Origin of the sequence: Chlamydia buteonis, assembly GCF_900634605.1 — a bacterium.
Classification (GTDB): Bacteria; Chlamydiota; Chlamydiia; order Chlamydiales; family Chlamydiaceae; genus Chlamydia; species Chlamydia buteonis.
Map to the genome: position 1 here is coordinate 108,470 of NZ_CAAAFM010000002.1, position 24,906 is coordinate 133,375.

Consider the following 24,906-nt stretch of genomic DNA (forward strand, 5'->3'; position numbering starts at 1 on the left):
TAGTTTCTCAGGTATAGATTCTCGGCCCCTTGCGCAAGTTTGCAAGTCAAATCCTATGTTTAGTGTGATCTGTAAGTGAATAGGATGAAATTAAATTAGGAGAAAAATCATGGCATTTCCATTAGGTAATATACGTTCTTTTTTAGGTTATGGAGAACCTCAAGAAGAACCTAACATTACAGAGAACACATCATTGGTTTCTGCTGTTGCTGAAACAGTGTTGACTGGTGTAACCACGCCTTCAACTTCACAAACATCCCCAGAAGCTTCAAATAGTCGGGAGATTACTTCTTCTGCTTTTGTTGCAGATGCAGGTGAGGCAGCAGCAGCAGCTTTATCAGCTTTAGACTCAAGTTTAGAAGATATTTATTTAGATATGGAGTCTTTTATACGTGATAGTGCATCACAAACAGATCAAGTTACTTATTTGGAATATCTAAAAGAGAGACAAAATGAGACAGTAGTGTTACGTGATCATGTAAGAGAAGTTATGACGCGCTCTGTTTCACTTGGAGCAGATCTTTTTGCAAGATCTTCAATATTGACACAACCTCGTGCGAGTATAGAGTGCTTAGATGATATTTCACTTTTAGAGGTAGAAACAACCTCTTTAACAGGAAGTAAAGAAGGAGTGGAGTCAATAGAAAAATCTCCAGTATTGCGCACGCAGTTATTCAGTTTTTTTATTGATCTCCTAAAACAAGATTTACTTCACGGTAGCATTAGTGGGGGGAAAATCGAAGCATTTTTTAATCTACTTTCAGGAGGAATGTCCAGGGAAGAATATAATGAGTTACTTGACTTGATTAAAGAAGGAGACTTCACCTCTATAAGAAACATTACTATGTTTTGTAACATAATTATGGCAACACCTGTTTGTAAATCTTCCAACGACTTGCAGATGTTATTTGCGTTCTTGAAGGGTGAAGGTGGTGCGATAACTCTCATGGTATTGCAGGAGTTAACGGGAATATTAACAGAGACATTAGGCTTACCTCTTCCTGAAGGGATGGACTCTTTCTTACTTGCCATTAAAAATTTATATGAAACTACCCACCCGGATGGAGTATCAAATATAACTACTGCTGTTTCTATACTTTCTTTAGTTTCTGGGGTATTGCAAAGCGAGACAACACGAAATGTTATGCAGTCGTGTTATGATGGCTGCGCAGATTCTTGTTCAGGAAATTGTGGTTGCGTAGGTTGTGGATGTGCAAAAGGAGCTGGTGGTTGTGGCCGCTTTGGTTCATTTTTATGTGGTCTTTTTGCAGGATGCTTTAATTTAGATAGCCGCAGAGGAGCGATTACAGAAGATGAGTTCAGAAAACTAGAAACAAAATACAGCTCAGCTGTTGTTTTAGTCGCTTTAAATAACTTAGGAGTAAATACGGTAGATCTTTTAGCTGGTAAACGTGTAGGTTTGCCTACTTTAGATCGAGTTAAAGCTGAATGTCATCTTGCTTCAAAAGATCTTAATAAAATTATTAAAGGAAAAAGCAAAGAAATGTGGGGAGAGGCTGCGTGCAATTATGCCCGTATTTTATCTCGTCCTCTTCTTAAGGAAGGCATCATATCAGGATTATCTAATCACCACATCTTTATTAATAATGATAACTTGCGTGGAAAGGTCATGATTGATTGTTCTTGGGGATCACAAGGATTTGTTGCTACTAGTGAACCCTTTGATTCTGAAAGATTGGTCCGTTCTCTTGTTTCTCTTGTAGTTATGAAAGCCAAAGACGGAGACGAGGATGCAAAAGTTCATCGTAGGTTAGGTGTTTCTGACGCTTCTAGTGTTATGACTCATGTGTCTAGGATTCTTTCTGCGGCTGTATCGTATGGGGATAATATTTGGTTATCTACGGAAGATCTTATGACTTTAGTTTGTATTGTTTTAGCTCATAAGAATCTTGTTGTAGTAGATGAAACTGGTTCTGATAAAACTAGAATACATAGAAATCAGGAAATTCAACAACTATTAGAGACGGTTCAAGAGAAATATGTTCAATTAGAAAGAAATAAGCGTAGTGACATTAGAGCGAGTATGAACGCTTCTGTTTTATATACTCATATAGCTAGAAAAGTATCAAATATAGCTAGAAGAGTATCAAAGAAAGAAAATAACACCCGCGACTTGAAAGACAGGGCAAAAACTGAGGTTAGGGATAACCTAGTTGTTAAGATGTCTATGCCATGGATGAGAGCTGCTGGATTGGTATTAAACAACCGGATCAGCAAGGAAAGAGATGTTGAGGATCAACCTGTTATAAGATCTCTCAGAAATTCCAGAGGAGTATCGCGAGACTTCCGTATAACCTAACTTTTTGAAAATCAAAACTCCGAGCATGTGATCATTCAGCTCAATCCCGTTCTTAAGTTCTTAAGCAGTAAAGAGTAACGAGATAGTGGCAGAGCATCTATTACATGCTCACTTTCTTAAATTAAAACTTTTTCTATACACTTCTTATTTTCTTATCTAAGCTCCTTGGCACTAATTTTTAAGGTTAACAACTTCGGGTTAAATTCCCTTCATTAGTTATTTTAATCAAGGAGACATAGAAATAACAGTACCCACAGGTAGGGGTAATAAAAAACCCGATTTTACTTTTGATGATGGTAGCTTAAGAACATTGGAACATTCTAATCTTGTGCCTGTGCAAGGAGGGACACAACCTACTGAGGGAGGTGTGAATTGTGTCTACAATATTCATGAATTGTTTCACAGTTCCAGTGGAAATTCTTCACATAAGGGAGATGGAAAATCCACGACGCTTCCTCCTGTGATTACGACACAGCCTGGTGCCAATGGTGGAGTGCATACAGGGGTGAATAATCAAGCACTTTTAGATATGCTCACACAAAGTGTTCATGGTACTTCAGATCGAAATGCACAGGCACTTTTTTTTACTTCAGTGCATTGCAAGAACTCCCGGTTCTCAGACACAAAGCGCGCAAGCGTTGGTCAATATGCTTCAAGTGCAAGAATTTGCAAATATCGAGCTATTGACTTCAGCTTTAGTAAACTTAGCAGGTAAAAAAGGGAGAGGTTCTTCTAGTATGTGGAGGGGAAGGTGGTACAGCTAATCGGGGCATTAGAAGGTTTAGCTGGACCTGTAGGTTTTGCTGCCGTGTCTTTGGCGTATCTTATTTCTGCTGCTGTCACTAGTGAAGGAGCTCAACGTAGCGGAAAGTTCTGTTATGATTACTGTCATACATACTGTGAGAGAAATTGTTGTTGTCCTAGATGTAGCCAGGGAGAGTGTGGTTGTGGAGCTTTAGGAAGATTTTTGAGTGGCCTATTTGGGAATTTTTGCGGAGTAGAAGTTGATATTAGAAGAGGTTTAGAGGAAGAACCGCAACGTATAGAAAATGAGTATTCTAGTAAGATAGTGCTTTTGGCTTTGATTCGTTTATGAGTTGATATAGTAGCTCTCTCGTCAAGAAATCCCACAGTTAGGCTGCCTTCTTTGGAGCAGATTCGAGAAGAATGTGGTAAATGTTCTAACGACCTTCCCAGGATTTTGAAAGACAAAACAAATACTATGTGGTGTTGTCCTGTACAAGGTTATAACCGTATTTTAAAAAATACTTTTTTACGATCAGTTTTTGTATCGGGAATGGGAAGTTCTTGTGATATCGATAGTGTACAGTTGGGGCAGTGCGTGCGTATTCTTCCATGAATGGCGAGGGGATGAAGATGTTATGGCTGTTTCAGAGTTTGATATGGAAAAACTGTCTCTTAGTCTTCCTAATCTTTCTGTGACTTCTCGTCGGCATTCAGAAATAGCACCTTTAGGAGTAGTTGCATCTGCCTATGTTATGCAGGATTTAGGGAAAGTTTTTTAATGAAAGCATCTCGTGGTGGAAAACAGGTTTAGCTAGGTGTGAACGACTTAATGACAATCATGTGCATGATTTTAGTCTATCGTAGTATCACCGTGGTATCTGATGAGATTCCTCTTAAAGAGTCAAGAATATGTGATAGGTTAGAGATGCGTATGTTATTTAATGATATCGATAATCGTCTTTGGATCAATGAGCTTACTCAAAGGCAGTTAAATCAAGAACCATAGGAAAATCCTTACTTTAATCTTGCTAAGAAGTGTTTTGACAAGCGTAGTGCACAAATGGGCAACATTCAAAATCTTAGTGAAGAATCTAAACAAGAGATTTTACAGAAAAGCTCTAGAAAATGGATGTTATTAGCTGGGGTCCAACAAAATTCTGTTGTAACGCAACAACCTATTACGCAACAGCAAGCTCCTATAGTAACACGAGCTACAGCTTCTGGGAGTTGGCTCGGTCTAGATTGAGTACAACAGATCGCGATTATGAACAAGAGGGAGCGCGTCCTCGAAATATACAAAATAAATACGGAGATCAACTAGATAACCGTAATAACCAACAAGTTCAAGACAACAGTAGAGGAGGAAATCAATAAAGCTCCTAATACTGTCCAAAATAGAGGAAACGACTTGGGTTTAGTTTATGAGTAAATGAGACGCCTCTTCTCGAGGATCTCCAAAAGCAGAAGAGGTAACCGCTACCTTTTCTTTTGAAAAAGGCGATGTGAAGGTTAAGGCATGAGCATGTAATAATGGACGAAATACATGTTTCGGTTGTTCTTTTCTGCCGTAATCTACATCGCCTACAATAGGATGACCCAGTGTGTGCATATGGAGACGGATCTGGTGTGTTCTTCCTGTAATAGGTTCACAGCGCATCAGGGTGTACTGTTTATAAGCACAAAGAATAGACCACTGTGTGATAGTCAACTTCCCATTATTCTTGTGCGTATTTCCAAAAATTACCGAGCCACAACGACGAGATTTAGGAGCAGTATAAGAAATTACGGTTCCTGAAGATTTTTTTGGATGACCAAAAACTAAAGCGGTGTATTGTTTATGTATTTTTCGTTTCTTGAATAGTTCTGAGAGGGCATTGGCAGCACTGGCATGTTTGGCGAATAAGATACACCCCGTTGTGTCTCTATCTAGCCTATGGACAATATTGAGTCCGGTGATTTTTGCAAGATCTTCTGTAGAGGTGTGTGCAGGCTTGTTATAAATGCAGCAGTGTGCATCTTCCCAAAGGATTTGTGGCTCTAATCTTGTTTGCACAGTAAGAGTAATGCGATCTCCAGGTTGAACCCTATAAGACTCGAACCTTTCCAAACGACCATTTACACGACAACCGTGATAACGGACCGAATCCAGTATGATGTGTTTTTTGTGATCTGGCAGCCGTGAACGCAGGAAGGATGACAATCTTTCTTCGTGATGCGCGACCCATGAGAATTCTTTCATAAAGTGTAGCAAAAATTAAAACTTAGGTAAAATTTTACGAGAATTTGTATGACAAAGATAGCTTTTTCTGAAAGGGCGAAGAATTTTCCTATAGGAAAGTTAAAACAATGGTTTATAGATAATAAACGTAGCTTTCCTTGGAGAGACAATCCTTCGCCCTATAACGTATGGGTTTCTGAAGTTATGCTTCAGCAAACTCGAGCGGAGGTTGTAGTAAAATATTTTGTTGAATGGATGAAAAAATTTCCTACCATGGAATCGTTAGCTACAGCTAATGAGGAAGAGGTGATTAAGGCCTGGGAAGGCCTGGGATATTATACGAGAGTCCGAAATCTTTTGCATGGAGCGCGCATGGTGATGACAGATTTTGGTGGGAAGCTCCCTGATGATCCTTTAGATTTAATGCGGATAAAAGGTTTAGGTCCTTATACAGTACACGCAATTTTAGCATTTGCTTTTAAAAGAAGAACCGCAGCGGTCGATGGCAATGTACTACGCGTAATCAGTAGAGTTTTTTTGATAGATGCTTCTATAGATTTAGAGTCTACGAAAACATGGGTATTTAAAATCGTCATGTCTCTTTTGCCCACCAAAGATTCTCAAGTTATTGCTGAAGCTTTGATAGAACTAGGAGCGTGTATTTGTAAACGTGCTCCCAAGTGTGAGATTTGTCCTTTAAACGCTATTTGTGGTGCTTTTAAAGAAGGAAGACAAAAATCTCTTCCTATACGTCATGCTAGGAAAAAAACTGTTACGCTATTTCGTTGGGTAGCAATTGTTCTGTATAACGGTTTCATTGTTCTTGAACAGAGAAAACCCGAGGAGATGATGGCTGGTTTGTACGAATTCCCTTATATAGAGGTTGAGTCTTCTGAAGATCTTTCAGACATAGATGGGTTAATTCAAAACATGGAAGAGTATATACAGGCCCCATTGGTTTTTGCTGGGGAATTAGAAGAACAACGTCATGCATTTACTCACTATAAGGTACGCCTTATCCCCAAAATTTTTTATGCAAAATCAAAACCAAAATCAGAGCTTCTCTATCCTTTAGATATTATGGATTCTTTACCTTTTTCTTCTGGACATAGGAAAATCAAAGCTTGGTTATTAGAGAATCCTTATGCTATCTTTCAGTCTGAACTTATACAGGTTTAAAGTTCATGAAAAATATAGATTTTTCTCAGTTACTAGAGCTTGTTAGAAAAATGGTCTTAGATGGTGTCTGTCCTTGGACAGATCGTCAGGATTTTGACTCTATAATTAGTCATATTTTTCAAGAGTGTAAGGAGCTTTGTGAAGCTGTTCATGAAGGACACCCTGTTGATGAGGTCACCTCTGAAGCTGGAGATGTCCTTACACTCGTGTTGTTATTATGTTTTAAGATGGAGTTACTAGGAATGTCTTCAGTAGGGGCTATTGTTAGTGAAGCCTTTGCTAAAATCCGTCGTAGGGCTCCTCATGTTTTCGATACGAGTAAAACAATTTCTTATGAAGAAGCAAGGAAGGCATGGACTCTTGCTAAACTTGAAGAAAAACGAGAAAAATAGACTGTTTTCCCAAGGCTTTCCTCTTTAGTAAAATTCACCAAGTATGATATCAAGGAGCAGTAAGTTGGGGACCTTTTAAGAAAAGAGACCTGCGAACCGGGTCAGGACTGGAAGGTAGCAGCCCTAAGAAGTGCTTTCTTTTGCTAGAAGTGTTTCTCCAGCTTACTCTTTTTCTCTCTAGATTGTCTTACACAGACAGCATTCCAATGTTTGTGGCGTTAAATAACATGTGTAGTGCTATAGGTGCCGCAATATGGCGTTCTTTTTCATACAGAAATCCTGTAAATAGAGAAAAGACAAGAAGAACAGGTACAAACACTAAGCTTCCCCAGGAATGTTCTACATGAGTAAGAGCAAATATTACCGAGGAATAAAGAAGAGCATAAATTCTATTCATTTTATTTTTCAAAAAGGTTTGTAGGAAGCCTCTGAAAAATATTTCCTCAACAAATGGGATCAAAATCGCTAGGCTTAAAATAAACCCACGGTCATACATTGTTGATGTTAAGGTGTTTTGGACTTCTCGAGTGAGCGTTTGTTCTTGTATAGCTTCTAGAGGCATGATTAGCATCAGCCCTTTGTTTAGTACTAAACCGATGATTTGAGTAACAGGAATCACAATTACCCACATCCGGATGGCAGAGCATATAGATTTAAAAAAGGTGGCCTCAGGCTTATTGCCTGAATAAATGACACTTCTTGTAATTTCAATAGGTAGACCTAAGAGATAAAAGATAAACGCGCATGCTAAAAATATTCCATGAAGTGAACGCGTTGCTGCTTCGGAATGTGACCCAGTAATCCAAGGAATCCATCCTGGAAGAAACAAAAGAACAACTCCAATAAGAATATGTTGTAGTTGTATTGGGGTTTTTTCTGTAGGTTTCGGCCAAACAAAAAAGTTTCTTGATATTACCGCTGCTAAAGCTAGCAATATGAGAAGGAATAACCAAGAATGCATCATAAGTTACGAATAATTTGCACAGACATAGCCTTCAACTCTGGCGACAACTTCTCGAAATAGACGATGGTGCATCAGACCCATAGGTGTTGCTTCGAAGTTTTTTGTTTGCCACCCATAACGGTGATAATCGCTAGTTGTTATAGCAAGAGGTTGGCTAGATTCAATAATTTCTTGATAAATCAAAGAAACCTTGTTGTGACGAATATCAAAAACACGAACACGAACAGATGCTGTTATGGAGTCGTGACCAAACGCATCTTGAGAAGTTTTTTGCTCCAGAAGCTCTGTAGCTACGATAAACTCGGCGGGAAGAAATTCCGCTACTGCTTGAGGAGAAAACTCAGGAACTACAGGGGAATAAAATTGTGAAATGACCTGTGGAGACGCTGTATGTTTAATTAAAAATACTTTATCAGAGGCATGGAATCTTTTTCCAATTTCCTGTGTGAATTCTGCTTGCAAATTCCATGGAAGAACTTCTGAGGCTTTTCCAGAACGATAAAACACAGGCAGCATAGCAACAACACCTTTTGCTTTACTCCCTGATTTATAAAGCTTAGGGTGATAGCTTCCTGATGCTGGTAGAGAACAGCTAGTTAGGTTGATAGACAAAAGTCCACAAGAAACTAATAAAAGTAGTTTTCGCATAGTTGCTGTCCTTACATTAACGAATACCCCTAGGGTATTGGATTTTATTTTATAAAGCCCTCTTTCTCTTTGCAAGGATCCATACTTTCCTCATGAATGGGGCTGCCAACTTATTACCTCTGTTAAGTTATAACAAAGAAAAAAATAAAAACAAGTCCCGACTCATAATCATAGGAAACTCGAGATCAATATGCCCTGGATTTTTGTTATTTTGATAAAGAACAAGAATCTGGATTGTGGTATTCACAGGGACAGTCCCATTCTTTAGGGATTAACGTACACCCAGGAATTAATAACGCAGGGGATGAGAATACAAGAATAGAAAGAAACCATTTCATTACTATACTTATCCTTACAATGTCTTTTTCTATCGATTCATAATATTAAGCAAGGTTTTATGCAAAGTCTATTTAATACACTTGCGTACAAGAAAACTAAGACTGCTAGCTAAGATATCTAGGGGATGTGATGAAGAAGAGATAATCAACATGCCCGCAATTTTGCGGACATGAGATGTTTCGCAAACAACTAAATGATTTCAGTCTTTTTAGAGAGCGAATTAGCTGTCTGAGTTGCTATTTTGTGTTGATGTTGAGTGTTCTTGAGTGTAATTAGACTCACTCTCTTTATATGTGCTGCAAGATGGTTGAAATGCTTGGCTCTCTTCAGTATTGCTAGTTGTTTGAGACTGAATTGGTTCCATTTTGATTAAATTCTGAGGTTGCTGTTGCATAGAGAGTTCTTTACTAGAACGGCGCTTATGAATTGCAATTAACACAGCTATAGCAAGTAGTATTGCCACTACAGGTAGTACGAAAAGACTACTCATTCCAGTTACAATAGCACTAATTATACCAGCAGCAGTGCATAACGTAGTAGCTACTATTGTGATAATCGAGAGGACTATTAGTTTATCTATCTTTCGAAGAGGTTCTGGAGTCTGTGTGTTTGAAGTTGAGACAGAGTATGGAGGTTGCTTATTTTCTATCGATACAGGCATAGATGTTGTCATAGTTTTCACCTCAAATAACGTTTTTCCGAGCTATATTAGCAAAAATATAATTCCAAGTCTCTCAATAAGAACAGCTTATTATTTTTTTTATAAGTGATAAGGTGATTGGAGAGTTTTTTTAAGCAAAAATACCAGAAATTTGATCTTATTCGAGATTCTATCTGTAAAGGCGTTATGATAAAAAAAGAACCCAGAAATGAGTCCGGGTTCATTAGTATTTCTAATTTTAGAACAGGAAATTTATGTTTTACTCTTGTCTAAGAAGCTCCGCTCCTAATCCTTGAGCGAAATCAGGCTCTGTATTAGCAAACCCTAAAACTGGGCCCTTGCTCGATTCTCCAAATGGGATGAGGGAAAACTTAGTTCGTGACCTTTGAATAGCTAGGATTAAAATTACAGAAAGAACCAACGCAGCTACAGGTATAGCCCATAAAGCTCCTATCCCGGTAACTACCGCAGCTGATGTACCCGCAGCAGCTACAAGTGTTCCAACGGCAACCACAATGAGGGAAAGGGCTCGTACCTTTTTTGATCTCCCATCATATGATTGGGGAGTTATGAGTGGTTGTTGATCTACCCCAATAGTATTTAATGAGGTCTCTGAAGATGCAGGAGATAGTGACATGCTAACCTAAAAAAATAAAACCATTAATTATATATTTTAATATAAAACGTGTTTTTAAGTATTTTATTTATAAGTATATAATTTCATTAATTTCCAGTTTGTTGATAAGAGTGTTCTACAGGCATACCTCGCTCCCTGACTACTACTACTGTTAAGGAACTGTTAGGATTTCTGTCAGAAAATTCTTGGAGGGCCACCACGAGAGCAGCTTTTGCTGCTTTTAGATATGGATTATCAAAAGGAAGGTCATCATCATATTGGTCTCTTCGGATCGACTCCGAGAATAGTAGGGGGATTTGAACCATGGTGGCTGGGATTTCCCCTGAAATAGCTTCTTCAAAGCATTTTATATAGGTTTCTTTACATATTTCAAATGATGATAAGGGAGTATAGCATTCAGGAGATAGAGGATTGTAGACGTGGGAAAACCAAAAGGGTAAACCTGTATGTGGAGGATTTCTAGACTCATCAATAGTTTCCCAGAGACATTTTTTAGAGCAGGTCCCTGGAGCTAAATAGGAATGCTTTGTGGAAGTCTGTTTTGCTCGGTTCCAGCAATCAGTACTTACAGTTTTATAGAAGGTATAACGTCCCCAAAATATGTCCTCTCTAGTCATTTCAGCATTTGTAGGATTTACCATCATTAATGTGCACTCGGAGGTTGTTCTTGGTAGTGTAACATCTCCCACTGTAGAGATTAAAATGATTTCAGGATTGCCATTTAGCCGCCAAACAGCTTGCTGTATGCTATCGGGTAGGGGACGTATCTGGTGAGGTAGATCACGCCACCGAGCTTCTGTCCATAAAGTATCTAACAAGTCATTGTATTGAGGGAGTACAGTAGGTGCTTTAACAACTGACCGGACTTTTGGTTGACATTGGTATTTTTTCGTAAGCAGGTCACAGGAGTTAAAAGAGCTCTGCTGTAACGATGGGATGGAAGAGGTTTTCGTATTTATGAAATCCAAAAGACAGCATAGAATCACTAAGCTAAAAGCTAGGGATAAAACTATAATAAATACTGCTGAAGGATAGGCTATTGCAAAGATAATACTTGATAAAATGATAACAGACGAAAGGCTGAGAATGCACGCTACAATGCTTTGCTCGTGGATTTTTAATAAATCAGAGTAGGGTTTCGGTGTATTTAGGGAAGGGCTAAGTGGCTTTAACAATTGCAGGGGTGATGGGTGTATGAACATTTGGTATGCCAAATCGTGTAAATTATTTTACTTCATTAGGTTATATTTTGAAGGTTACCGATCAGAATTAACTAACTCACTGGGGGGATTCACTGCGGCTCAACGCTCTCTATTTTAGCTTATTAGTATTATCTCGTATCTAAAAAAGTAGAAAATTAAATATAAAAAATTTTCTAAATATTATTGTTTTGGTATATCCCAAGAAGAATACTTAGTTATAATTTTCTATTGATTGACCTAATCAAGTATCAGAAGATCTCTAATTTATACTCGTGTTTAGTGACTTATAGTTTTCATGCAAAATACTGTAGATTTTGATTATTTTGGTCTTAGCGACATAGGGATGGTTCGTTCGCGAAATGAGGATTTTTGGCAGGTAAATCTTTCTTCGAGAGCTGTTGCTATTGCAGATGGTATGGGAGGATGTTCTGGAGGAGATGTAGCTTCTCATGAAGCGATTTTCAGTCTCATGGAGTTGATAGATGCTCGACAACCCTACTTAGCTGAGTTTAAGGATGATCAATATCGCGAGGCGCTAAAGCTCATCCTTTCCAAAGTGAATGGTACGATTTATGAGCATAGTCTTATGGAAAAGCGGCTTCGCGGCATGGGAACGACACTAAGTTTTATGCAGTTTTTTCGAGAAAAAGCTTGGTTACTCCATGTTGGAGATAGCCGGATTTATCGCTTGAGGGGTGATGAGCTTGCTTGTTTAACAGAAGATCATTCCCTAGCAAATCAGTTAAAAAATCGTTATGGACTTTCTAAACAATCAGATAAGGTGTATCCTTATCGTCATATTCTGACTAATGTTTTGGGAAGTCGTCCCTATGTTACCCCTGATATTCGGGATATTTCTTATGAGAAAGAAGATTTGTTTGTCTTTTGCTCTGACGGTTTGACAAATATGGTTTCCGATGCAGATATGCGGGATATTTTACTTCAAACTACGACTTTAGAAGAGGGTGGGAACATTTTGATTTCTCTAGCAAATAGTCGTGGGGGATCCGATAACGTTACCATAGTGTTAGTCCGAATACAATAGTATCCGTTTTAAGGAACTTTTTAATGATTTATCTGGATAATAACGCTATGGCTTCTTTAGAGCCGGGGCTTTTAGATTTTCTACAGCAACTGTTTTGTCAGGGCATTTATGCGAATCCCTCAAGCGTCCATAGTGCCGGAAAGAAATCTCGAAAACTAATTCACGATACTACAGGTTTAATTCAGAGAGTTTTGTCTTTTCCTGGAAAGATAATTTACACGGCAAGTGCCACAGAAAGTCTGAATCTTGCTATTGCTAGCCTTCCTAAAGGAAGTCATGTCATTACCTGTAGTGGTGAACATCCGGCTATTATCGAGCCTTTAAAAAATGCTAATCTTTCCGTTTCATATTTAGATCCTGAACAAGGAAGTTGCATAGTTAGTCCTCAGCAAATAGAAGCCGCTATTAGCCCAGCCACGTCAGCTATTGTTTTGGGGTGGGTAAATAGCGAAATTGGTGCAAAAATAAATATAGAGGCAATTGCACATATCGCTAACGAACGTAATTTACAATTTATTGTAGATGCTACAGCTATTATAGGTAGAGAGAGGGTTAGTATTCCTAAAGGCGTGACGATGGTTGCCTTCAGTGGGCATAAGTTTCATGCTCTCTCAGGAATAGGCGCTCTTCTTATCTCTGCAGGGGTGAAGGTTTCTCCTTTAATTTGGGGCGGTGGTCAGCAAGGGGGAGTGCGTTCAGGAACAGAGAATCTCTGGGGTATAGCTTCGTTGTTTTATATTTTTACCATGTTAGATAAAAAGCAGGAAGAAATAGCCGAAAGAATTGTAATTTATCGTAATTACTTTGAACAACGTCTGAAAGAACGTATTCCTGAGATTAAAATTCATTGTGAGAATCAACCTCGGGTGAATAATATTTCCGCTATAGCCTTCCCCCCCTTAGAGGGTGAGGTAATGCAAATAGCTTTAGATATGGAAGGTATAGCCTGTGGCTATGGTTCAGCATGTTCTTCTGGAGCTACTACAGCTTTTAAATCATTAGCTGCTATGAACACGGAACAGGATATTGCTGTAGCCACGTTAAGGTTTTCCTTCTCTCATTTGTTAGCTCAGGCAGATCTTGATTTGGCTATAGAGAAGATTGTGAAGGTAGTTACTCGATTAAAAGGTGCTTGGTAAAGCCTACGAGAGCAGATTCTTAATAGAAACGCTTTTAATGCCATATAATGAAACTTCTTTAACTTCTAAAAGAAGGTTATCAGTAATTACGGATGTTCCAATTTCAGCAGGGGTATCTAGCAATTGTAACACTAATTGTGCTAGGGTTTCTACTCCATAACGTGTAAGTTCAATACCTAACTCTTTTTGTAGGTCTTCTAGGGGCGTATTTCCAGGGAATGTTCTTTCTATTACAGAGACGGTTTTAGGTTTTAGTTGAGCAATGTTGGTCGTGTTAAATAGGATGTTAAAAATCGCACTTAAACTAAGAATTCCCATAGGTTCTCCAGAGGAATTCAAAACAACAGCAACACTAGAACGATTATCTCTAAACTCTTTTAAGATACGTATTAATTTAGATTTCGCTGTAATGAACCATGGTGAATGGAGGTTGTGAATTAAAGCATCATCAGGGCGTTTGTTTACAAAATCTTTGGGAAGCGCTATTCCTATCACATTTTTACGTACCTTGTGATAGACAGGGATAAATTCCATATCAGTGTTTTTAATCTTGCGACGTAAATCTTTCACGTTTGCTGTAGAAGGCAACATTGTAACCTGGTCTAAAGGAAGACATACTTGCTCTGCGGATGTTGCACTTAAAGAGAAAATATTTGTCGCAATCACATTAAAGTCTTGTTCTTCATGATGTGTTTCTAAGGCTTTTTGAAATTCATCACGACTTAACGTGGAGTTAAGTTTTTCTTTCTTTATTTTTAAAAGGTAATACACTCCTTCCGTGAGACTACCTATAAACTGAATTAAGGGATAAAATAAATAGTGGGAGTAATATAAGATGGGGGCACCCCAAAGTGCTAATCTCTCAGGAACTTTACGTGATATCGTTAATGGAAGAAGTTCGGCAAAAATGACTACAAGGAAAATCTGAGTAAATGGAGCATAATCAGGGGAAAAACCTAAAGCTTTATAACAGTTCCGAGATGATTCAGAGCCTACTTGAAGCGCTATATTCACACCGAGCATTACCGTTCCGAACAGGCGATAAGGACGGCGAATAAGAAAATTAATATAACGAGCTTTCTTATGGTCTTTGGTTAAATAATATTGCAAGCGTACGCGATTAAAAGAAACGCAAGCCATTTCCATCATGGAATAAAATCCCTGAAGGACAATGCATAGAAAATTAATTCCAAGCCAAAAGAAAGGAGAGTCAGTCATGCATTTTCCTTATATAGACTCGGCGTATACGATTCGGCGCAGCATCCAAAACTTGAAACATAAGATTATTCCAAGTGAGCTTTGTTCCTGTGATTGGAATAGATTCCATCTGCTCAGTTAACCATCCTCCTAAAGTCGCACTATTGTTATGAGTGGGAAGATTAATATTAAAAATCTCACTAAGGTCACTTAACTCTAAAGTCCCTGCAGCAATAATAACATCTTTCCCAGACATTGTATAAAGAACTTTTTCACTTCGTTGATCTATGATTTCTCCTGAAACAATTTCAAACAAGTCTTCTTGAGTAATCAATCCTTCAATAGAACCATATTCATCAATAATCATACCAAGAGTTTCACCTTCAGCAGCAAGATGACACAAGGCTGTTTTTGCTGATATTGTTTCAGGCATATAGTAAGGCTTTTTCAATAAGGGTAAAAGGTCTTCTGAGGACTGCAAAGGCTTGCCGTGGAGTAGCAAAGCTTTTGCTGTACAGATGCCTAATAAGTTTTGCAAATTATCATTACATACAGGAACTCGTGAGCAATGCTGTTCAGAAAATAGATCATAGAGATTATCCAGAGGCGTTTGAATGTCATAGAATAAAACATCTTGTCGGGGTTTCATGCGCTCTTTTACACTACAATCACTAAGAGATAAATAACCATATAATAGACGGCTTTCATCTTGGTTGACGACACCGAAGTCCTTACAACTTTGTAAAACTTCTTTCAACTCTTGAGGTTGGATAATATCCATTTTCTGAGACGAAAGAATCCATTGTACAATATAATTAATTCCGCTAATCGCCCAATAAAGTAACGGTCGAAGAACTTTAGTAAATACTAAAATCAAAGGAGCTACAAAAGAGGCTATTTGTGTGTTATAAGGTAGAGCTACAGCTTTGGGTAAAATCTCACAAAGAACTAAAGTTAGCGCTAGGGGGAAACCTACAATAAGTAACCAAGATGCTTGATCTCCAACAAGTATAGCAACGCAGTTTTGAATCCCAATATTTAAACCAATATCAAGAAAAATCAGAGTGATTAATAAATGATGAGGATGAGAGAGTAGCGAAGCTACTAACTGTTGGTTTTTATATCTAGAGCGCTTGTAGTGAGAAATTAAAGAAGTAGGAAGAGAAAAAAGTGCAATCTGTGATAGTGAAATGAATCCAGAACATAGAGTGAAAAATAAGATTAAAAGAATCAATGTAGTAGGAATCATGCCCGCTTCTCAATCTGTACTCTTCGATTCTATAATCGGAGAAAAACATATTTTAGTATAACCCTTAGGAATCAAGCCTAGTCTACGAATCAAAGCAGATTCAATCACTACAGGATTATCCCAGTGTTGAATATGCAGTCGAAGCTCTTTTTGTTCTTCTTCAGCACAAAGAATTTTTTCTTGAAGTTCCGATACACGCTTTTGTAAGCGGTTCTCTTCTTGTTTTAACTCATGAATAGCACGATCATACATAAACCCACTAATAAGCACGCAGAGGACTAACCACCAAGAGTTAACCACAATTTCTTCAAGGCATTTCTGCCAGTGAACTTTTTGCATAGTAAAACTTTAAACAAAAGGAACTGTAATTCCCTGCTGTTTTTGATATTTACCTTTTCTCTCAGCGTAAGACACTTCACACATCTCATCTGCTTCAAAGAACAATACCTGAGCAATTCCCTCGTTGGCATAAATTTTTGCCGGTAAGGGGGTTGTATTAGAAATTTCTATGGTAACGTAACCTTCCCATTCAGGTTCAAAAGGAGTTACATTCACAATAAGTCCGCAACGTGCATATGTAGATTTTCCTATACACATTGTTAAGACATTTCTTGGAATACGAAAATACTCTACACTATGAGCAAGAGCGAATGAATTCGGAGGAATGATACAAACGTCATCAGTAATCGAAATAAATGTGTCTTCTGTAAAACGTTTGGGGTCAACTAAAGAATTGTAAACGTTAGTGAAAACCTTAAATTCTCGGGACAAACGAAGATCATAACCATAGCTAGACAAACCATAGCTGATTAACTTTTCTCCAGTCTCTGGGTTGAGATTTACTTGACCATCAGCAAAAGGCTCGATCATTCCATGAGCCAATGCCATTTTGCGAATCCATTTATCTTCTTTAATGCTCATTTAGAAACCTTAATATTTAGATTCTATAGAACGTTTTCGTAGTATTTTGACTTTATAGAGCTATTCCCTCCTGCCATGCAGGAAATACAGTTCTTTAAGTACGATAATAGAATATATCTTTTGTCGGTATATGCAAATACCTAAAAAATTCAAAGGTCTTTTAACTTTTGAAACAACATACCCAGTCTCTCTAAAGAAGCAAGACACTGCGTTTGGTATGACTCTAAGGGATGTTAGATAATACCATAGGAAAAAGGCAAATCTTATTTTTCTTAAGATTTGTTTTATTGCTGATAAAGATTATAGTACTTTGCATAAGTTTCTTGGTTTTCGAGAGCGTTGACTTTAATTAGTTGTGTTCAAAATTTTGTAAGCTATTGTTTTGAGTTTTTTCCTAAATGAGTTGTGTTGACTCTATAGAATGCGCATGAGTATAAGGACGTTGCTTGTGATGATCAAATGCGTGGTGAAAATTCGAAATAAGCTATGCTTCACTTCGAGCTGTCTTCAAAGAAATCACACTAATAGGATTGGTGCAAATTTCTTAGAAGACAGAAATTCCTATCCTTTGTGAGACTAAAGGAAATGCGGTAATATATGACACATCAAGTATCTGTCTTACATCAAGATAAAAAGTTCGATGTTTCTTTAAGACCTAAGGGTTTAAAAGAGTTTTGCGGTCAAGCTCAGCTTACAGAACGATTGGAGTTGTTTCTTAATGCTGCGATACAACGAGGGGAAGTTCCTGGGCATTGTCTTTTTTTTGGTCCTCCGGGATTGGGGAAAACCTCGCTCGCTCATATTGTTGCAAACACAGTAGGAAAAGGGCTGATTGTTGCTTCAGGACCGCAACTAGTTAAACCCTCTGATTTATTAGGATTGTTAACAAGTTTACAAGAAGGGGACGTTTTCTTTATTGATGAAATCCATCGTATGGGAAAGGTTGCTGAAGAGTATTTATATTCTGCAATGGAAGACTATAAGATTGACATCACCATTGATTCAGGTCCCGGTGCACGGTCTGTTTCTGTAGATCTCGCTCCTTTTAGTTTGGTTGGAGCTACAACCCGCTCTGGAATGTTAAGCGAACCTCTCCGCGCACGTTTTTCTTTTACTGGCAGGGTATCATATTATTCCGACAAAGATTTAGCGACAATCCTTCGACGATCTTCAAATTTATTAGGGATTGATGCAGATGTTTCTGCTCTACACGAAATTGCGCGAAGATCTAGAGGAACTCCTAGGTTAGCGAATAACCTTTTGCGTTGGGTGCGTGATTTTGCACAGATGCGAGAGGGGAATTGCATCAATAGTGACGTAGCCGAAAAAGCTTTAGCTATGCTATTAATAGATGAGTGGGGATTAAATGAGATTGATATTAAACTCCTCACCACAATAATGGATTATTATCAGGGTGGTCCTGTAGGAATTAAAACTTTGTCAGTGGCCGTAGGAGAAGACGTCAGAACCTTAGAAGATGTATATGAGCCTTTCTTAATTTTAAAAGGTTTATTAAAGAAAACATCTCGAGGGAGAATGGTTACCCAACTTGCCTATAATCATTTGAAAAGGTGTTCAGATAATTTACAGAGTTTAGGAGAAGAAAAGTGAAGATATTGAAGTGCATCCTTTTAGGACTTTCCTTCAGTATGGGTGTAGCCGGGTACACAGAAGTTAAGGTTTCTGATACTTTTATGGTTCAACCTATTGTTTCTGAACCTAAAATTCGGGTTCTTCTTCTGAATGAAAGTACAACAGCCTTGATAGAAGCCAAAGGTCCTTATCGTCTTTATGGTGATAATGCATTGTTACAACACTCGCCGCATGGTTTGCGTTGCGCAGCTCACGCACTTTATGAAGGAGTGCGCTGGGGAGAAAGCTTCCCTGGAGTGCAATGTTTGAAAATAGAACCTACTGATGATTCGGCCTCATTATTTGTTAACGGACTACAGTATAAAGGGGCTCTATATATCCATAAGACAGATAAGCATTGTATTCTTGTAACTAATGAGCTTACTGTTGAAGAGTATCTTAAATCCATTCTTTCTACAAAATATCTCAAGGAATTAGATAAAGAAGCTTTGTCCGCATGCGTGATTTTAGAAAGAACAGCTTTATATGAAAGGCTTCTCGCTAAAAATCCTCAGGATTTCTGGCATGTTACAGGAGCTGAAGATAATTATTGTGGTTATGGAGCTACAAAACAATTTTATGGTGTTGAGGATGCTGTAGATTGGACGTCACGCTTGATTGTTGATAATCCTGAGGGGTTAATTATTGATGCTGATGGCTTGCTCAAAGCTAATGTAGATCGTCTTGCTGTAGAAGGCTATAACGCACGTCAAATCCTTGAAAAATTCTATAAAGATGCTGATTTTGTAGTTATAGAATCCTGGAATGATGAAGCCAATGAAATTAGCTAATGCTTGTTATTGGCATAGCTTATAGCAACTAGCATCATGTAAGAGTCTAAAGTTATTTTTTCTGATAAGTGCTGAGAAACAAAGCCTGAAGAGCTGTCTACTATTTTTTGATAAGAAATAAAATTCTCTCTTAAGTTTGGTAGATGAACTTCTATCTGCCCTTCTCCTATATGGAACGCAGTAAATAAGCTGTAGTGAGCATGTTTGAGTTCATAAGCTAAAAAATTACCGGGGCTCCATTGTATGGGATTGCCAGTAGCATCAAGCCAAGTGATATTGTCTTGAGTAAGAAATCCTTGGTTGAAGATTTCTTTGTGCTTTTTTCTAAAGCGAATTGCATTACAGACAAAGTCTACAAGAGACGAATTTTTAGATAGTTCATTCCAAAGAAAATGGTTGGCATCAGTATCTAATGACCAGCGATTATTATTTCCCTTTGCTGTGTGGCCGTATTCATCTCCAGATTGTAACATGGGTATTCCTTGAGAAAGGAATAGGGTTAGTAAGAAATTACGCATTTGACGTTGCCGTAATTCTATGATTTGTGGATTTTGTGTTTCTCCTTCTTCTCCAAAATTATAACTGTAATTTGCATCACTTCCGTCGCAATTGCCTTCCTGATTTTCTTCGTTATGTTTGTTATTATAGGAAACTGTGTCATACAAAGTGAAGCCATCGTGGCTACAAATATAGTTAATGGAATTACAGGGAGACCCATAAGGATAGAGATCTTGAGATCCAGAAATCCTTGAAGCAAAAGTACCAATCAGCTGGTCATTTCCATTTAGAAAAGCTTTTACTGTGTCTCGGTATTGGCCATTCCATTCGCTCCAACGTGAATTTAGAGTGGGGAAATAACCTAATTGATAGAGGCCAGCAGCATCCCAAGGTTCGGCAATAATTTTCGTTTCAGCAAGGATAGGATCATAGCTAATAGCCTGTAAAACAGGGGAAAATGGAAGAGGTTTCCCCGAAGGATCACGTGAGAATATAGAGGCAAGGTCAAAACGAAATCCATCTACGTGCATTTCTTGAACCCAATAACGTAAGGAATCCAAAATCAATTGCGTGGTGGGGGTGTGATTCGTATTTACCGTATTGCCACACCCTGAATAATTAGCAAACTCTCCTTGGGAATTCACTATGTAATAAGAAGGAAGATCTATCCACTGTAGAGGACAAGTTGTGTTTTCTAATCCCGTATGATTGAAAACAACATCAAGAATCACTTCAATACCTGCTTGATGCAATGCTTTGACTAGAGTTTTGAATTCTCGGATAGGTGCACATGGATCAGACCCATAGGCATAGCGTCGACAAGGAGAAAAAAAATTGACAGAAGAATAACCCCAGTAGTTGCAAAGGTGGGGAAAGTTTACATTGCGAAAAGGATGATATGTTTCATCAAATTCAAAAATAGGGAGCAGCTCAATAGCATTAATTCCTAGCTTTTTTAGGTAATCTATTTTCTCAACAATCCCTAGGAAAGTCCCCGGATAACGTGATTTGGAAGAATTATTCCAAGTAAATGAGCGAACATGCATTTCATAAATGATTGATTCTTCTTTAGGTAAATTGAGACAACGATCTCCTTCCCAAGAAAACTCTTCATTTTTTAAATAACTAAAGGCATAGTCTTCAGGAGTTTTTATAGAGCCAAAAGTTTGTGGAGAATGAAGGTTTTTTGCATAAGGATCAGCAAGATATTTTTTAAAATCAAATCTGCCTAAAGAGCTTGCAGGGCCATCTACACGAAAAGCATAAGACCATAGATCTGAAATTCCTTCCACTTCTATGTGCCAGATGGCTCCTGTACGGTTGTCTTTGCTAGACAAAACAATTTCTTGCGTATGTAAGTTTTTATCAGCAAGAACAAGTACAACTTGAGTGGCTCGTGAAGAAAATAACGCAAAACGATAACAGTCAGAAGAAAGCTGAGTTGCTCCCAGAGGTAGTGGAGAGCCTGGATAAAAACTAATTTTGCCCATTGCCAACCCGATAGCATAATGGGTTGAGAAACACAAGAAAGTTTTTGATTTCAAGTCTTTGAAATCGTTTACTAACAAATCTACAATATGTTAACTTAAAGAAGTAATAATTATCACAAGGAGATTCCCTCATGTCTAGGCAAAATGCTGAGGAAAATCTAAAAAATTTTGCTAAAGAACTAAAGCTACCAGACGTGGCTTTTGATCAGAATAATACGTGCATTTTGTTTGTTGACGGCGAATTTTCTCTTCACCTCACTTACGAAGAACATTCTGATCGTTTGTATGTGTACGCTCCCTTGTTAGACGGTTTGCCAGATAATACCCAAAGAAAGCTAGCTTTATATGAAAAGCTTTTAGAGGGATCTATGCTCGGCGGACAAATGGCTGGTGGTGGCGTTGGAGTTGCTACTAAGGAACAGCTCATTTTGATGCATTGCGTTTTAGATATGAAATATGCTGAAACAAACCTTTTAAAAGCGTTCGCCCAGTTGTTTATTGAAACTGTTGTGAAGTGGCGGACTGTTTGTGCTGATATTTGTGCAGGTAGGGAACCTTCCGTAGATACTATGCCTCAAATGCCCCAAGCCGGTGGCGGAATGCAGCCTCCTCCTACAGGAATTCGTGCGTAAAGCGTAACTTAATCCAGGGTGCGTCACGCGTTTTTTCTATATGGCAAAGACGCTCCTTGCTCTTAGCGAAGTTGGACAGCTTTTTATAAATAAAAAGTTTTGAAGTCATTGCTAGCTCCTCCCTTTTAATTGAATAATTCTACGATTTTACATCATAGATAATAGTTTCTGTGTGCTGGGAAAATTCTCTTCGCCATTCTTTTTTTAGTTTTCCAATGACTCATATTGACGATATTATTTTGCAGATGTATAACACATTGTCTCGTGATATTAGCTTCTAAGACAAGCTGACCAAGCTGATATTGAGGTTTGGGTTATAGGCTATACCCAACTAGATATTAAAGCGGCACTTTGTAGTAGCCCATGTTAAAAATACATAGTGCCTCTTGAATAAATTCCAGAGGGAAGTTTGAATTTATTGACAAAATTACAAGTGGCGAGATTTTTTCAATTTTGTGTTATGTGTGAACGTCTTTATCTATATCCTTGAGGTATTTTACAGAAGCTTTATTGGGGTTCTAATCTTAAAAGTCTTTAGATTTAAACCTCTTAGGCTAGTCTGATTTTCACAGTATTTACATAGCAACATAACCTCTGCTCGCTATAAGCAAGGGAGCGTTAGCTCTAAGAAAATTCAATAGGTGATTGTATGATGTTTGGTTATTTTGTCGGTTACTTAGGAGCAGATCCTGAAGAAAGAATGACTTCAAAAGGTAAACGTGTAGTTGTGTTGCGTCTAGGTGTGAAATCTCGCGTAGGAACCAAAGATGAAACCGTGTGGTGCAAATGTAACGTTTGGCATAATCGTTACGATAAAATGCTCCCTTATTTGAAAAAAGGATCAGGAGTAATTATTGCTGGGGATATTTCTGTAGAAAGCTACATGAGTAAGGATGGCACCCCTCAATCTTCTTTGGTAATTAGTGTCGATACAATTAAGTTTAGTCCTTTTAGTAGAAGCGAAACTCGCTCTCCAGCGGCAGAGGATAATCTGTCTCATGTGTCTTATGACAATGTGTCTGTAGGATTTGAGGGAGAGAGTTTGGATGCTGAAGCTATAGCAGATAAAGATATGTATGCTGGTTATGGTCAAGGTCAGCAATATGTATCTGAAGATGTGCCTTTTTAGTGGCTAATGAAATAACGATTTTTATAAAGAGGTAATTGTGGTTCTATTTCACTCTCAAGCATCTTGTAGTAAACGAGTTAAGGCTGATGCGATTGTTCTTCCTTTTTGGAAGTTTAAAGATAAGCCTCAATGCGCAGCTTCCATCGCAAAGGAATATGAATCACTTTATCGAGTTGCCTTGGATAACTTCTCTGGAGAAAGAGGGGAAGTCGAGTTTATCTATAATTCTGGACAAGGGAAGGAAAAGCGTCTTTTAATTTTAGGATTAGGGAAGAATGAGGAGTTAACTTCTCAGGATGTTTTAGAGGTTTATGCTAAAGCAACGCGCACATTACGTAAGGCAAAATGTACAACAGTGAATGTCGTACTTCCTACAATTTCCGAGTTGCGTATTCCTGTGGAGGATTTCTTAACCAATCTGACTTCAGGAATCCTATCTTTGAACTATAATTACCCTAAGTATGCTAAGGCAACGAAAAGCACAGATCCCTTATTAACTAAAGTTACTGTATTGGGAATTGTACCTAAGGTTGCTGATAGAATCTTTAGAAAAGAAGAAAGTATCTTTGAAGGTGTCTATCTGACACGAGATCTTGTGAATGGGAATGCAGATGAGGTAACTCCTGAAAAATTAGCAAATATTGCTAAAGGATTAGCTAAGGAATTCCCTAGCGTTGACGCTAAGGTTTTGAATAAGGATGCTATTCTTAAAGAGAAGATGGGTTTGTTGGCGGCTGTTGCTAAGGGCTCAGCTGTAGACCCTTGTTTTATTGTTTTAAGCTATCAAGGTAAACCAAAATCGAAAGATCATACTGTACTTATAGGCAAAGGTGTAACTTTTGATTCCGGGGGCTTAGACCTTAAACCCGGCAAAGCAATGTTGACTATGAAGGAAGACATGGCAGGAGCCGCTACAGTATTAGGTATTCTTTCAGGGGTCGCTGCTCTTGAGCTTCCTGTAAATGTTACCGCTCTTATTCCTGCTACAGAGAATGCTATAGATGCTGCCTCTTATAAGATGGGGGATGTTTACGTTGGGATGTCAGGACTATCAGTAGAGATTGGTAGCACGGATGCTGAGGGTCGTCTAATACTTGCTGACGCAATCACTTATGCTTTAAAATACTGCAAGCCTACGAGAATTATTGATTTTGCTACCCTAACAGGTGCTATGGTCGTTTCTTTAGGCGAGGATGTTGCTGGTTTCTTCTCAAATAATGATGTATTAGCTCAAGATCTTTTTGAAGCTTCTGCTGAAACTAGCGAATCTTTATGGCGCTTGCCTCTTGTTGAAAAATATGACAAAGCTTTGCATTCCGATATTGCTGATATGAAAAATATTGGCAGTAACCGTGCTGGGGCTATTACAGCGGCACTTTTCTTAAAACGTTTTCTTGAAGATCAACCGGTGGCGTGGGCTCATTTAGACATCGCAGGTACTGCATATCGTGAAAAAGATGAGGATGCTTATCCGAAATATGCTTCTGGTTTTGGTGTTCGTTGTCTTATTTATTACATAGAAAAGTTCTTATCTAAGTAACTGTTTTTAAACTTCTTATAATTTAATAACGTGTATTTGTTTTTAATTTTTAAAATAAATGCACGTTTTATTAAAGTTTTTTCAATTTCCTGCCGATAAATGAGGTAAGTAATTACCTGTCTAATTAGGGGAAATGAAAATGTTAGGAGTACAAAAGAAACGTAGCAGCAAGAAAACAGCTACTAAAGCTGTTCGTAAACCTGCTAGAAAGGCTACTGCTAAGAAGACTGCTACTAGAAAGCCTGCGGTTAGAAAGGCAGTTCGTAAGACAGCTGCTAAAAAGACTACTGCTCGCAAGACTGTAGCTAAAAAAGCTACTGCTAAGAAGACTGCTAT

General features: G+C 38.2%; 28 protein-coding genes and 1 other RNA gene (1 of these 29 running past the window's edge). 17 read left to right on the forward strand and 12 right to left on the reverse strand.

From position 1 onward, the window contains the following. Positions 1-109 precede the first annotated feature (109 nt). From E1N70_RS03935 to E1N70_RS05190, 6 genes are all read left to right on the forward strand, one after another. Positions 110-2,320 carry a hypothetical protein gene (locus E1N70_RS03935; protein ID WP_131744248.1) on the forward strand — a complete coding sequence of 737 codons (2,211 nt, stop codon included), beginning with the start codon at positions 110-112 and terminating at the stop codon, positions 2,318-2,320. 310 nt (positions 2,321-2,630) lie between these two features. Continuing rightward, entirely contained in the window at positions 2,631-3,035 is a 405-nt protein-coding gene (locus E1N70_RS05170; protein ID WP_244201102.1) for a hypothetical protein, read from the forward strand. 36 nt (positions 3,036-3,071) lie between these two features. After that, positions 3,072-3,416 carry a hypothetical protein gene (locus tag E1N70_RS05175; RefSeq protein WP_244201103.1) on the forward strand — a complete coding sequence of 115 codons (345 nt, stop codon included), beginning with the start codon at positions 3,072-3,074 and terminating at the stop codon, positions 3,414-3,416. 214 nt (positions 3,417-3,630) lie between these two features. Continuing rightward, positions 3,631-3,846, forward strand: a complete 216-nt coding sequence (locus E1N70_RS05180; protein WP_244201104.1) for a hypothetical protein — start codon at positions 3,631-3,633, stop codon at positions 3,844-3,846. Positions 3,847-3,896: 50 nt separating this feature from the next. After that, positions 3,897-4,073 (forward strand): hypothetical protein, encoded by a 177-nt coding sequence (locus tag E1N70_RS05185; RefSeq protein ID WP_244201105.1) that lies wholly within the window; start codon positions 3,897-3,899, stop codon positions 4,071-4,073. A gap of 54 nt (positions 4,074-4,127) precedes the next feature. Next, entirely contained in the window at positions 4,128-4,313 is a 186-nt protein-coding gene (locus E1N70_RS05190) for a hypothetical protein (RefSeq protein ID WP_244201106.1), read from the forward strand. A gap of 168 nt (positions 4,314-4,481) precedes the next feature. Here E1N70_RS05190 and E1N70_RS03945 read toward each other — a convergent pair whose 3' ends face one another. Continuing rightward, positions 4,482-5,306: an RluA family pseudouridine synthase gene (locus E1N70_RS03945; RefSeq protein WP_131744249.1), complete on the reverse strand. Its 825-nt coding sequence runs from the start codon at positions 5,304-5,306 to the stop codon at positions 4,482-4,484. Between the two features lie 48 nt (positions 5,307-5,354). Between E1N70_RS03945 and mutY the strand changes: the two genes are divergently transcribed. The 3 genes from mutY (at position 5,355) to ffs (ending at position 7,018) form a co-directional block, all read left to right on the forward strand. Beyond that, positions 5,355-6,464, forward strand: a complete 1,110-nt coding sequence (gene mutY / locus E1N70_RS03950) for an A/G-specific adenine glycosylase (RefSeq protein WP_131744250.1) — start codon at positions 5,355-5,357, stop codon at positions 6,462-6,464. 5 nt (positions 6,465-6,469) lie between these two features. Further along, the gene (locus E1N70_RS03955; protein ID WP_131744251.1) at positions 6,470-6,856 is read left to right on the forward strand and encodes a MazG nucleotide pyrophosphohydrolase domain-containing protein; all 387 of its coding nucleotides are present in this window, start codon (positions 6,470-6,472) and stop codon (positions 6,854-6,856) included. 64 nt (positions 6,857-6,920) lie between these two features. After that, an RNA gene (gene ffs / locus E1N70_RS03960) (signal recognition particle sRNA small type) lies at positions 6,921-7,018 on the forward strand. Positions 7,019-7,043: 25 nt separating this feature from the next. Here the strand turns inward: ffs and E1N70_RS03965 are convergent. From E1N70_RS03965 to E1N70_RS03985, 6 genes are all read right to left on the reverse strand, one after another. Beyond that, positions 7,044-7,820, reverse strand: a complete 777-nt coding sequence (locus tag E1N70_RS03965; RefSeq protein WP_131744252.1) for a CPBP family intramembrane glutamic endopeptidase — start codon at positions 7,818-7,820, stop codon at positions 7,044-7,046. Between the two features lie 3 nt (positions 7,821-7,823). Beyond that, entirely contained in the window at positions 7,824-8,468 is a 645-nt protein-coding gene (locus E1N70_RS03970) for a CT253 family lipoprotein (RefSeq protein WP_131744253.1), read from the reverse strand. Between the two features lie 206 nt (positions 8,469-8,674). After that, the gene (locus E1N70_RS05245; RefSeq protein ID WP_276330487.1) at positions 8,675-8,806 is read right to left on the reverse strand and encodes a hypothetical protein; all 132 of its coding nucleotides are present in this window, start codon (positions 8,804-8,806) and stop codon (positions 8,675-8,677) included. Between the two features lie 221 nt (positions 8,807-9,027). Continuing rightward, entirely contained in the window at positions 9,028-9,480 is a 453-nt protein-coding gene (locus tag E1N70_RS03975; RefSeq protein WP_244201107.1) for a hypothetical protein, read from the reverse strand. A 247-nt stretch (positions 9,481-9,727) separates the two neighbouring features. Next, the gene (locus E1N70_RS03980; protein ID WP_131744254.1) at positions 9,728-10,105 is read right to left on the reverse strand and encodes a hypothetical protein; all 378 of its coding nucleotides are present in this window, start codon (positions 10,103-10,105) and stop codon (positions 9,728-9,730) included. Between the two features lie 86 nt (positions 10,106-10,191). Continuing rightward, complete coding sequence (locus tag E1N70_RS03985; protein WP_131744255.1) at positions 10,192-11,307, reverse strand: hypothetical protein; 1,116 nt, start codon at positions 11,305-11,307, stop codon at positions 10,192-10,194. Between the two features lie 295 nt (positions 11,308-11,602). Between E1N70_RS03985 and E1N70_RS03990 the strand changes: the two genes are divergently transcribed. Together E1N70_RS03990 and E1N70_RS03995 are read left to right on the forward strand one after the other, a co-directional pair. Further along, positions 11,603-12,352 (forward strand): PP2C family protein-serine/threonine phosphatase, encoded by a 750-nt coding sequence (locus E1N70_RS03990; RefSeq protein WP_131744256.1) that lies wholly within the window; start codon positions 11,603-11,605, stop codon positions 12,350-12,352. A 23-nt stretch (positions 12,353-12,375) separates the two neighbouring features. Beyond that, the gene (locus tag E1N70_RS03995; protein ID WP_131744257.1) at positions 12,376-13,491 is read left to right on the forward strand and encodes a cysteine desulfurase family protein; all 1,116 of its coding nucleotides are present in this window, start codon (positions 12,376-12,378) and stop codon (positions 13,489-13,491) included. Positions 13,492-13,494: 3 nt separating this feature from the next. On the opposite strand, the gene E1N70_RS04000 is transcribed toward E1N70_RS03995, so the two are convergent. From E1N70_RS04000 to dcd, 4 genes are read right to left on the reverse strand one after another with little or no spacing between them, the layout of a single operon-like run. After that, the gene (locus tag E1N70_RS04000; RefSeq protein WP_131744258.1) at positions 13,495-14,709 is read right to left on the reverse strand and encodes a CNNM domain-containing protein; all 1,215 of its coding nucleotides are present in this window, start codon (positions 14,707-14,709) and stop codon (positions 13,495-13,497) included. Then, on the reverse strand, positions 14,702-15,937 hold the full coding sequence (locus tag E1N70_RS04005; RefSeq protein WP_131744259.1) for a hemolysin family protein: 1,236 nt from the start codon (positions 15,935-15,937) through the stop codon (positions 14,702-14,704). Before E1N70_RS04005 ends, E1N70_RS04000 begins: the two co-directional genes overlap by 8 nt. A gap of 9 nt (positions 15,938-15,946) precedes the next feature. Beyond that, entirely contained in the window at positions 15,947-16,276 is a 330-nt protein-coding gene (locus tag E1N70_RS04010; protein WP_131744260.1) for a hypothetical protein, read from the reverse strand. A gap of 9 nt (positions 16,277-16,285) precedes the next feature. Further along, positions 16,286-16,858 (reverse strand): dCTP deaminase, encoded by a 573-nt coding sequence (dcd, locus tag E1N70_RS04015; RefSeq protein WP_131744261.1) that lies wholly within the window; start codon positions 16,856-16,858, stop codon positions 16,286-16,288. A gap of 597 nt (positions 16,859-17,455) precedes the next feature. Here dcd and ruvB point away from each other — a divergent pair. Together ruvB and E1N70_RS04030 are read left to right on the forward strand one after the other, a co-directional pair. Beyond that, the gene (gene ruvB / locus E1N70_RS04025; RefSeq protein ID WP_131744262.1) at positions 17,456-18,469 is read left to right on the forward strand and encodes a Holliday junction branch migration DNA helicase RuvB; all 1,014 of its coding nucleotides are present in this window, start codon (positions 17,456-17,458) and stop codon (positions 18,467-18,469) included. Further along, entirely contained in the window at positions 18,466-19,281 is an 816-nt protein-coding gene (locus E1N70_RS04030; RefSeq protein ID WP_131744263.1) for a SpoIID/LytB domain-containing protein, read from the forward strand. The genes ruvB and E1N70_RS04030 overlap by 4 nt, the downstream gene beginning before the upstream one ends. Here E1N70_RS04030 and E1N70_RS04035 read toward each other — a convergent pair. Then, the gene (locus E1N70_RS04035) at positions 19,278-21,269 is read right to left on the reverse strand and encodes a glycogen debranching protein (protein ID WP_131744264.1); all 1,992 of its coding nucleotides are present in this window, start codon (positions 21,267-21,269) and stop codon (positions 19,278-19,280) included. The two genes, E1N70_RS04030 and E1N70_RS04035, sit on opposite strands and share 4 nt — an antisense overlap. 131 nt (positions 21,270-21,400) lie before the next feature. Here E1N70_RS04035 and E1N70_RS04040 point away from each other — a divergent pair, with 131 nt between their 5' ends. From E1N70_RS04040 to hctB, 4 genes are all read left to right on the forward strand, one after another. Next, the gene (locus E1N70_RS04040; RefSeq protein WP_131744265.1) at positions 21,401-21,901 is read left to right on the forward strand and encodes a type III secretion chaperone Slc1; all 501 of its coding nucleotides are present in this window, start codon (positions 21,401-21,403) and stop codon (positions 21,899-21,901) included. 649 nt (positions 21,902-22,550) lie between these two features. Continuing rightward, complete coding sequence (locus E1N70_RS04050; RefSeq protein WP_131744266.1) at positions 22,551-23,030, forward strand: single-stranded DNA-binding protein; 480 nt, start codon at positions 22,551-22,553, stop codon at positions 23,028-23,030. A gap of 37 nt (positions 23,031-23,067) precedes the next feature. Further along, positions 23,068-24,570 carry a leucyl aminopeptidase gene (locus E1N70_RS04055; RefSeq protein ID WP_131744267.1) on the forward strand — a complete coding sequence of 501 codons (1,503 nt, stop codon included), beginning with the start codon at positions 23,068-23,070 and terminating at the stop codon, positions 24,568-24,570. Between the two features lie 139 nt (positions 24,571-24,709). Next, positions 24,710-24,906, forward strand: the 5' end (the start) of a protein-coding gene (gene hctB, locus E1N70_RS04060) for a histone H1-like DNA-binding protein Hc2 (RefSeq protein WP_131744268.1). 457 nt of this gene lie beyond the right edge of the window; the window shows 197 of its 654 coding nt (coding positions 1-197); the start codon lies at positions 24,710-24,712; the stop codon falls past the right edge of the window.

Bases quoted from the DNA above. Each gene is read 5' to 3' on its own strand.
- E1N70_RS03935 (WP_131744248.1), top strand. From the start codon at position 110: ATGGCATTTCCATTAGGTAATATACGTTCTTTTTTAGGTTATGGAGAA.
- E1N70_RS05185 (WP_244201105.1), top strand. From the start codon at position 3,897: ATGACAATCATGTGCATGATTTTAGTCTATCGTAGTATCACCGTGGTA.
- E1N70_RS05190 (WP_244201106.1), top strand. From the start codon at position 4,128: ATGGGCAACATTCAAAATCTTAGTGAAGAATCTAAACAAGAGATTTTA.
- E1N70_RS03945 (WP_131744249.1), bottom strand. From the start codon at position 5,306: ATGAAAGAATTCTCATGGGTCGCGCATCACGAAGAAAGATTGTCATCC.
- mutY (WP_131744250.1), top strand. From the start codon at position 5,355: ATGACAAAGATAGCTTTTTCTGAAAGGGCGAAGAATTTTCCTATAGGA.
- E1N70_RS03955 (WP_131744251.1), top strand. From the start codon at position 6,470: ATGAAAAATATAGATTTTTCTCAGTTACTAGAGCTTGTTAGAAAAATG.
- E1N70_RS03965 (WP_131744252.1), bottom strand. From the start codon at position 7,820: ATGATGCATTCTTGGTTATTCCTTCTCATATTGCTAGCTTTAGCAGCG.
- E1N70_RS03970 (WP_131744253.1), bottom strand. From the start codon at position 8,468: ATGCGAAAACTACTTTTATTAGTTTCTTGTGGACTTTTGTCTATCAAC.
- E1N70_RS05245 (WP_276330487.1), bottom strand. From the start codon at position 8,806: ATGAAATGGTTTCTTTCTATTCTTGTATTCTCATCCCCTGCGTTATTA.
- E1N70_RS03975 (WP_244201107.1), bottom strand. From the start codon at position 9,480: ATGACAACATCTATGCCTGTATCGATAGAAAATAAGCAACCTCCATAC.
- E1N70_RS03980 (WP_131744254.1), bottom strand. From the start codon at position 10,105: ATGTCACTATCTCCTGCATCTTCAGAGACCTCATTAAATACTATTGGG.
- E1N70_RS03985 (WP_131744255.1), bottom strand. From the start codon at position 11,307: ATGTTCATACACCCATCACCCCTGCAATTGTTAAAGCCACTTAGCCCT.
- E1N70_RS03990 (WP_131744256.1), top strand. From the start codon at position 11,603: ATGCAAAATACTGTAGATTTTGATTATTTTGGTCTTAGCGACATAGGG.
- E1N70_RS03995 (WP_131744257.1), top strand. From the start codon at position 12,376: ATGATTTATCTGGATAATAACGCTATGGCTTCTTTAGAGCCGGGGCTT.
- E1N70_RS04000 (WP_131744258.1), bottom strand. From the start codon at position 14,709: ATGACTGACTCTCCTTTCTTTTGGCTTGGAATTAATTTTCTATGCATT.
- E1N70_RS04005 (WP_131744259.1), bottom strand. From the start codon at position 15,937: ATGATTCCTACTACATTGATTCTTTTAATCTTATTTTTCACTCTATGT.
- E1N70_RS04010 (WP_131744260.1), bottom strand. From the start codon at position 16,276: ATGCAAAAAGTTCACTGGCAGAAATGCCTTGAAGAAATTGTGGTTAAC.
- dcd (WP_131744261.1), bottom strand. From the start codon at position 16,858: ATGAGCATTAAAGAAGATAAATGGATTCGCAAAATGGCATTGGCTCAT.
- ruvB (WP_131744262.1), top strand. From the start codon at position 17,456: ATGACACATCAAGTATCTGTCTTACATCAAGATAAAAAGTTCGATGTT.
- E1N70_RS04035 (WP_131744264.1), bottom strand. From the start codon at position 21,269: ATGGGCAAAATTAGTTTTTATCCAGGCTCTCCACTACCTCTGGGAGCA.
- E1N70_RS04040 (WP_131744265.1), top strand. From the start codon at position 21,401: ATGTCTAGGCAAAATGCTGAGGAAAATCTAAAAAATTTTGCTAAAGAA.
- E1N70_RS04050 (WP_131744266.1), top strand. From the start codon at position 22,551: ATGATGTTTGGTTATTTTGTCGGTTACTTAGGAGCAGATCCTGAAGAA.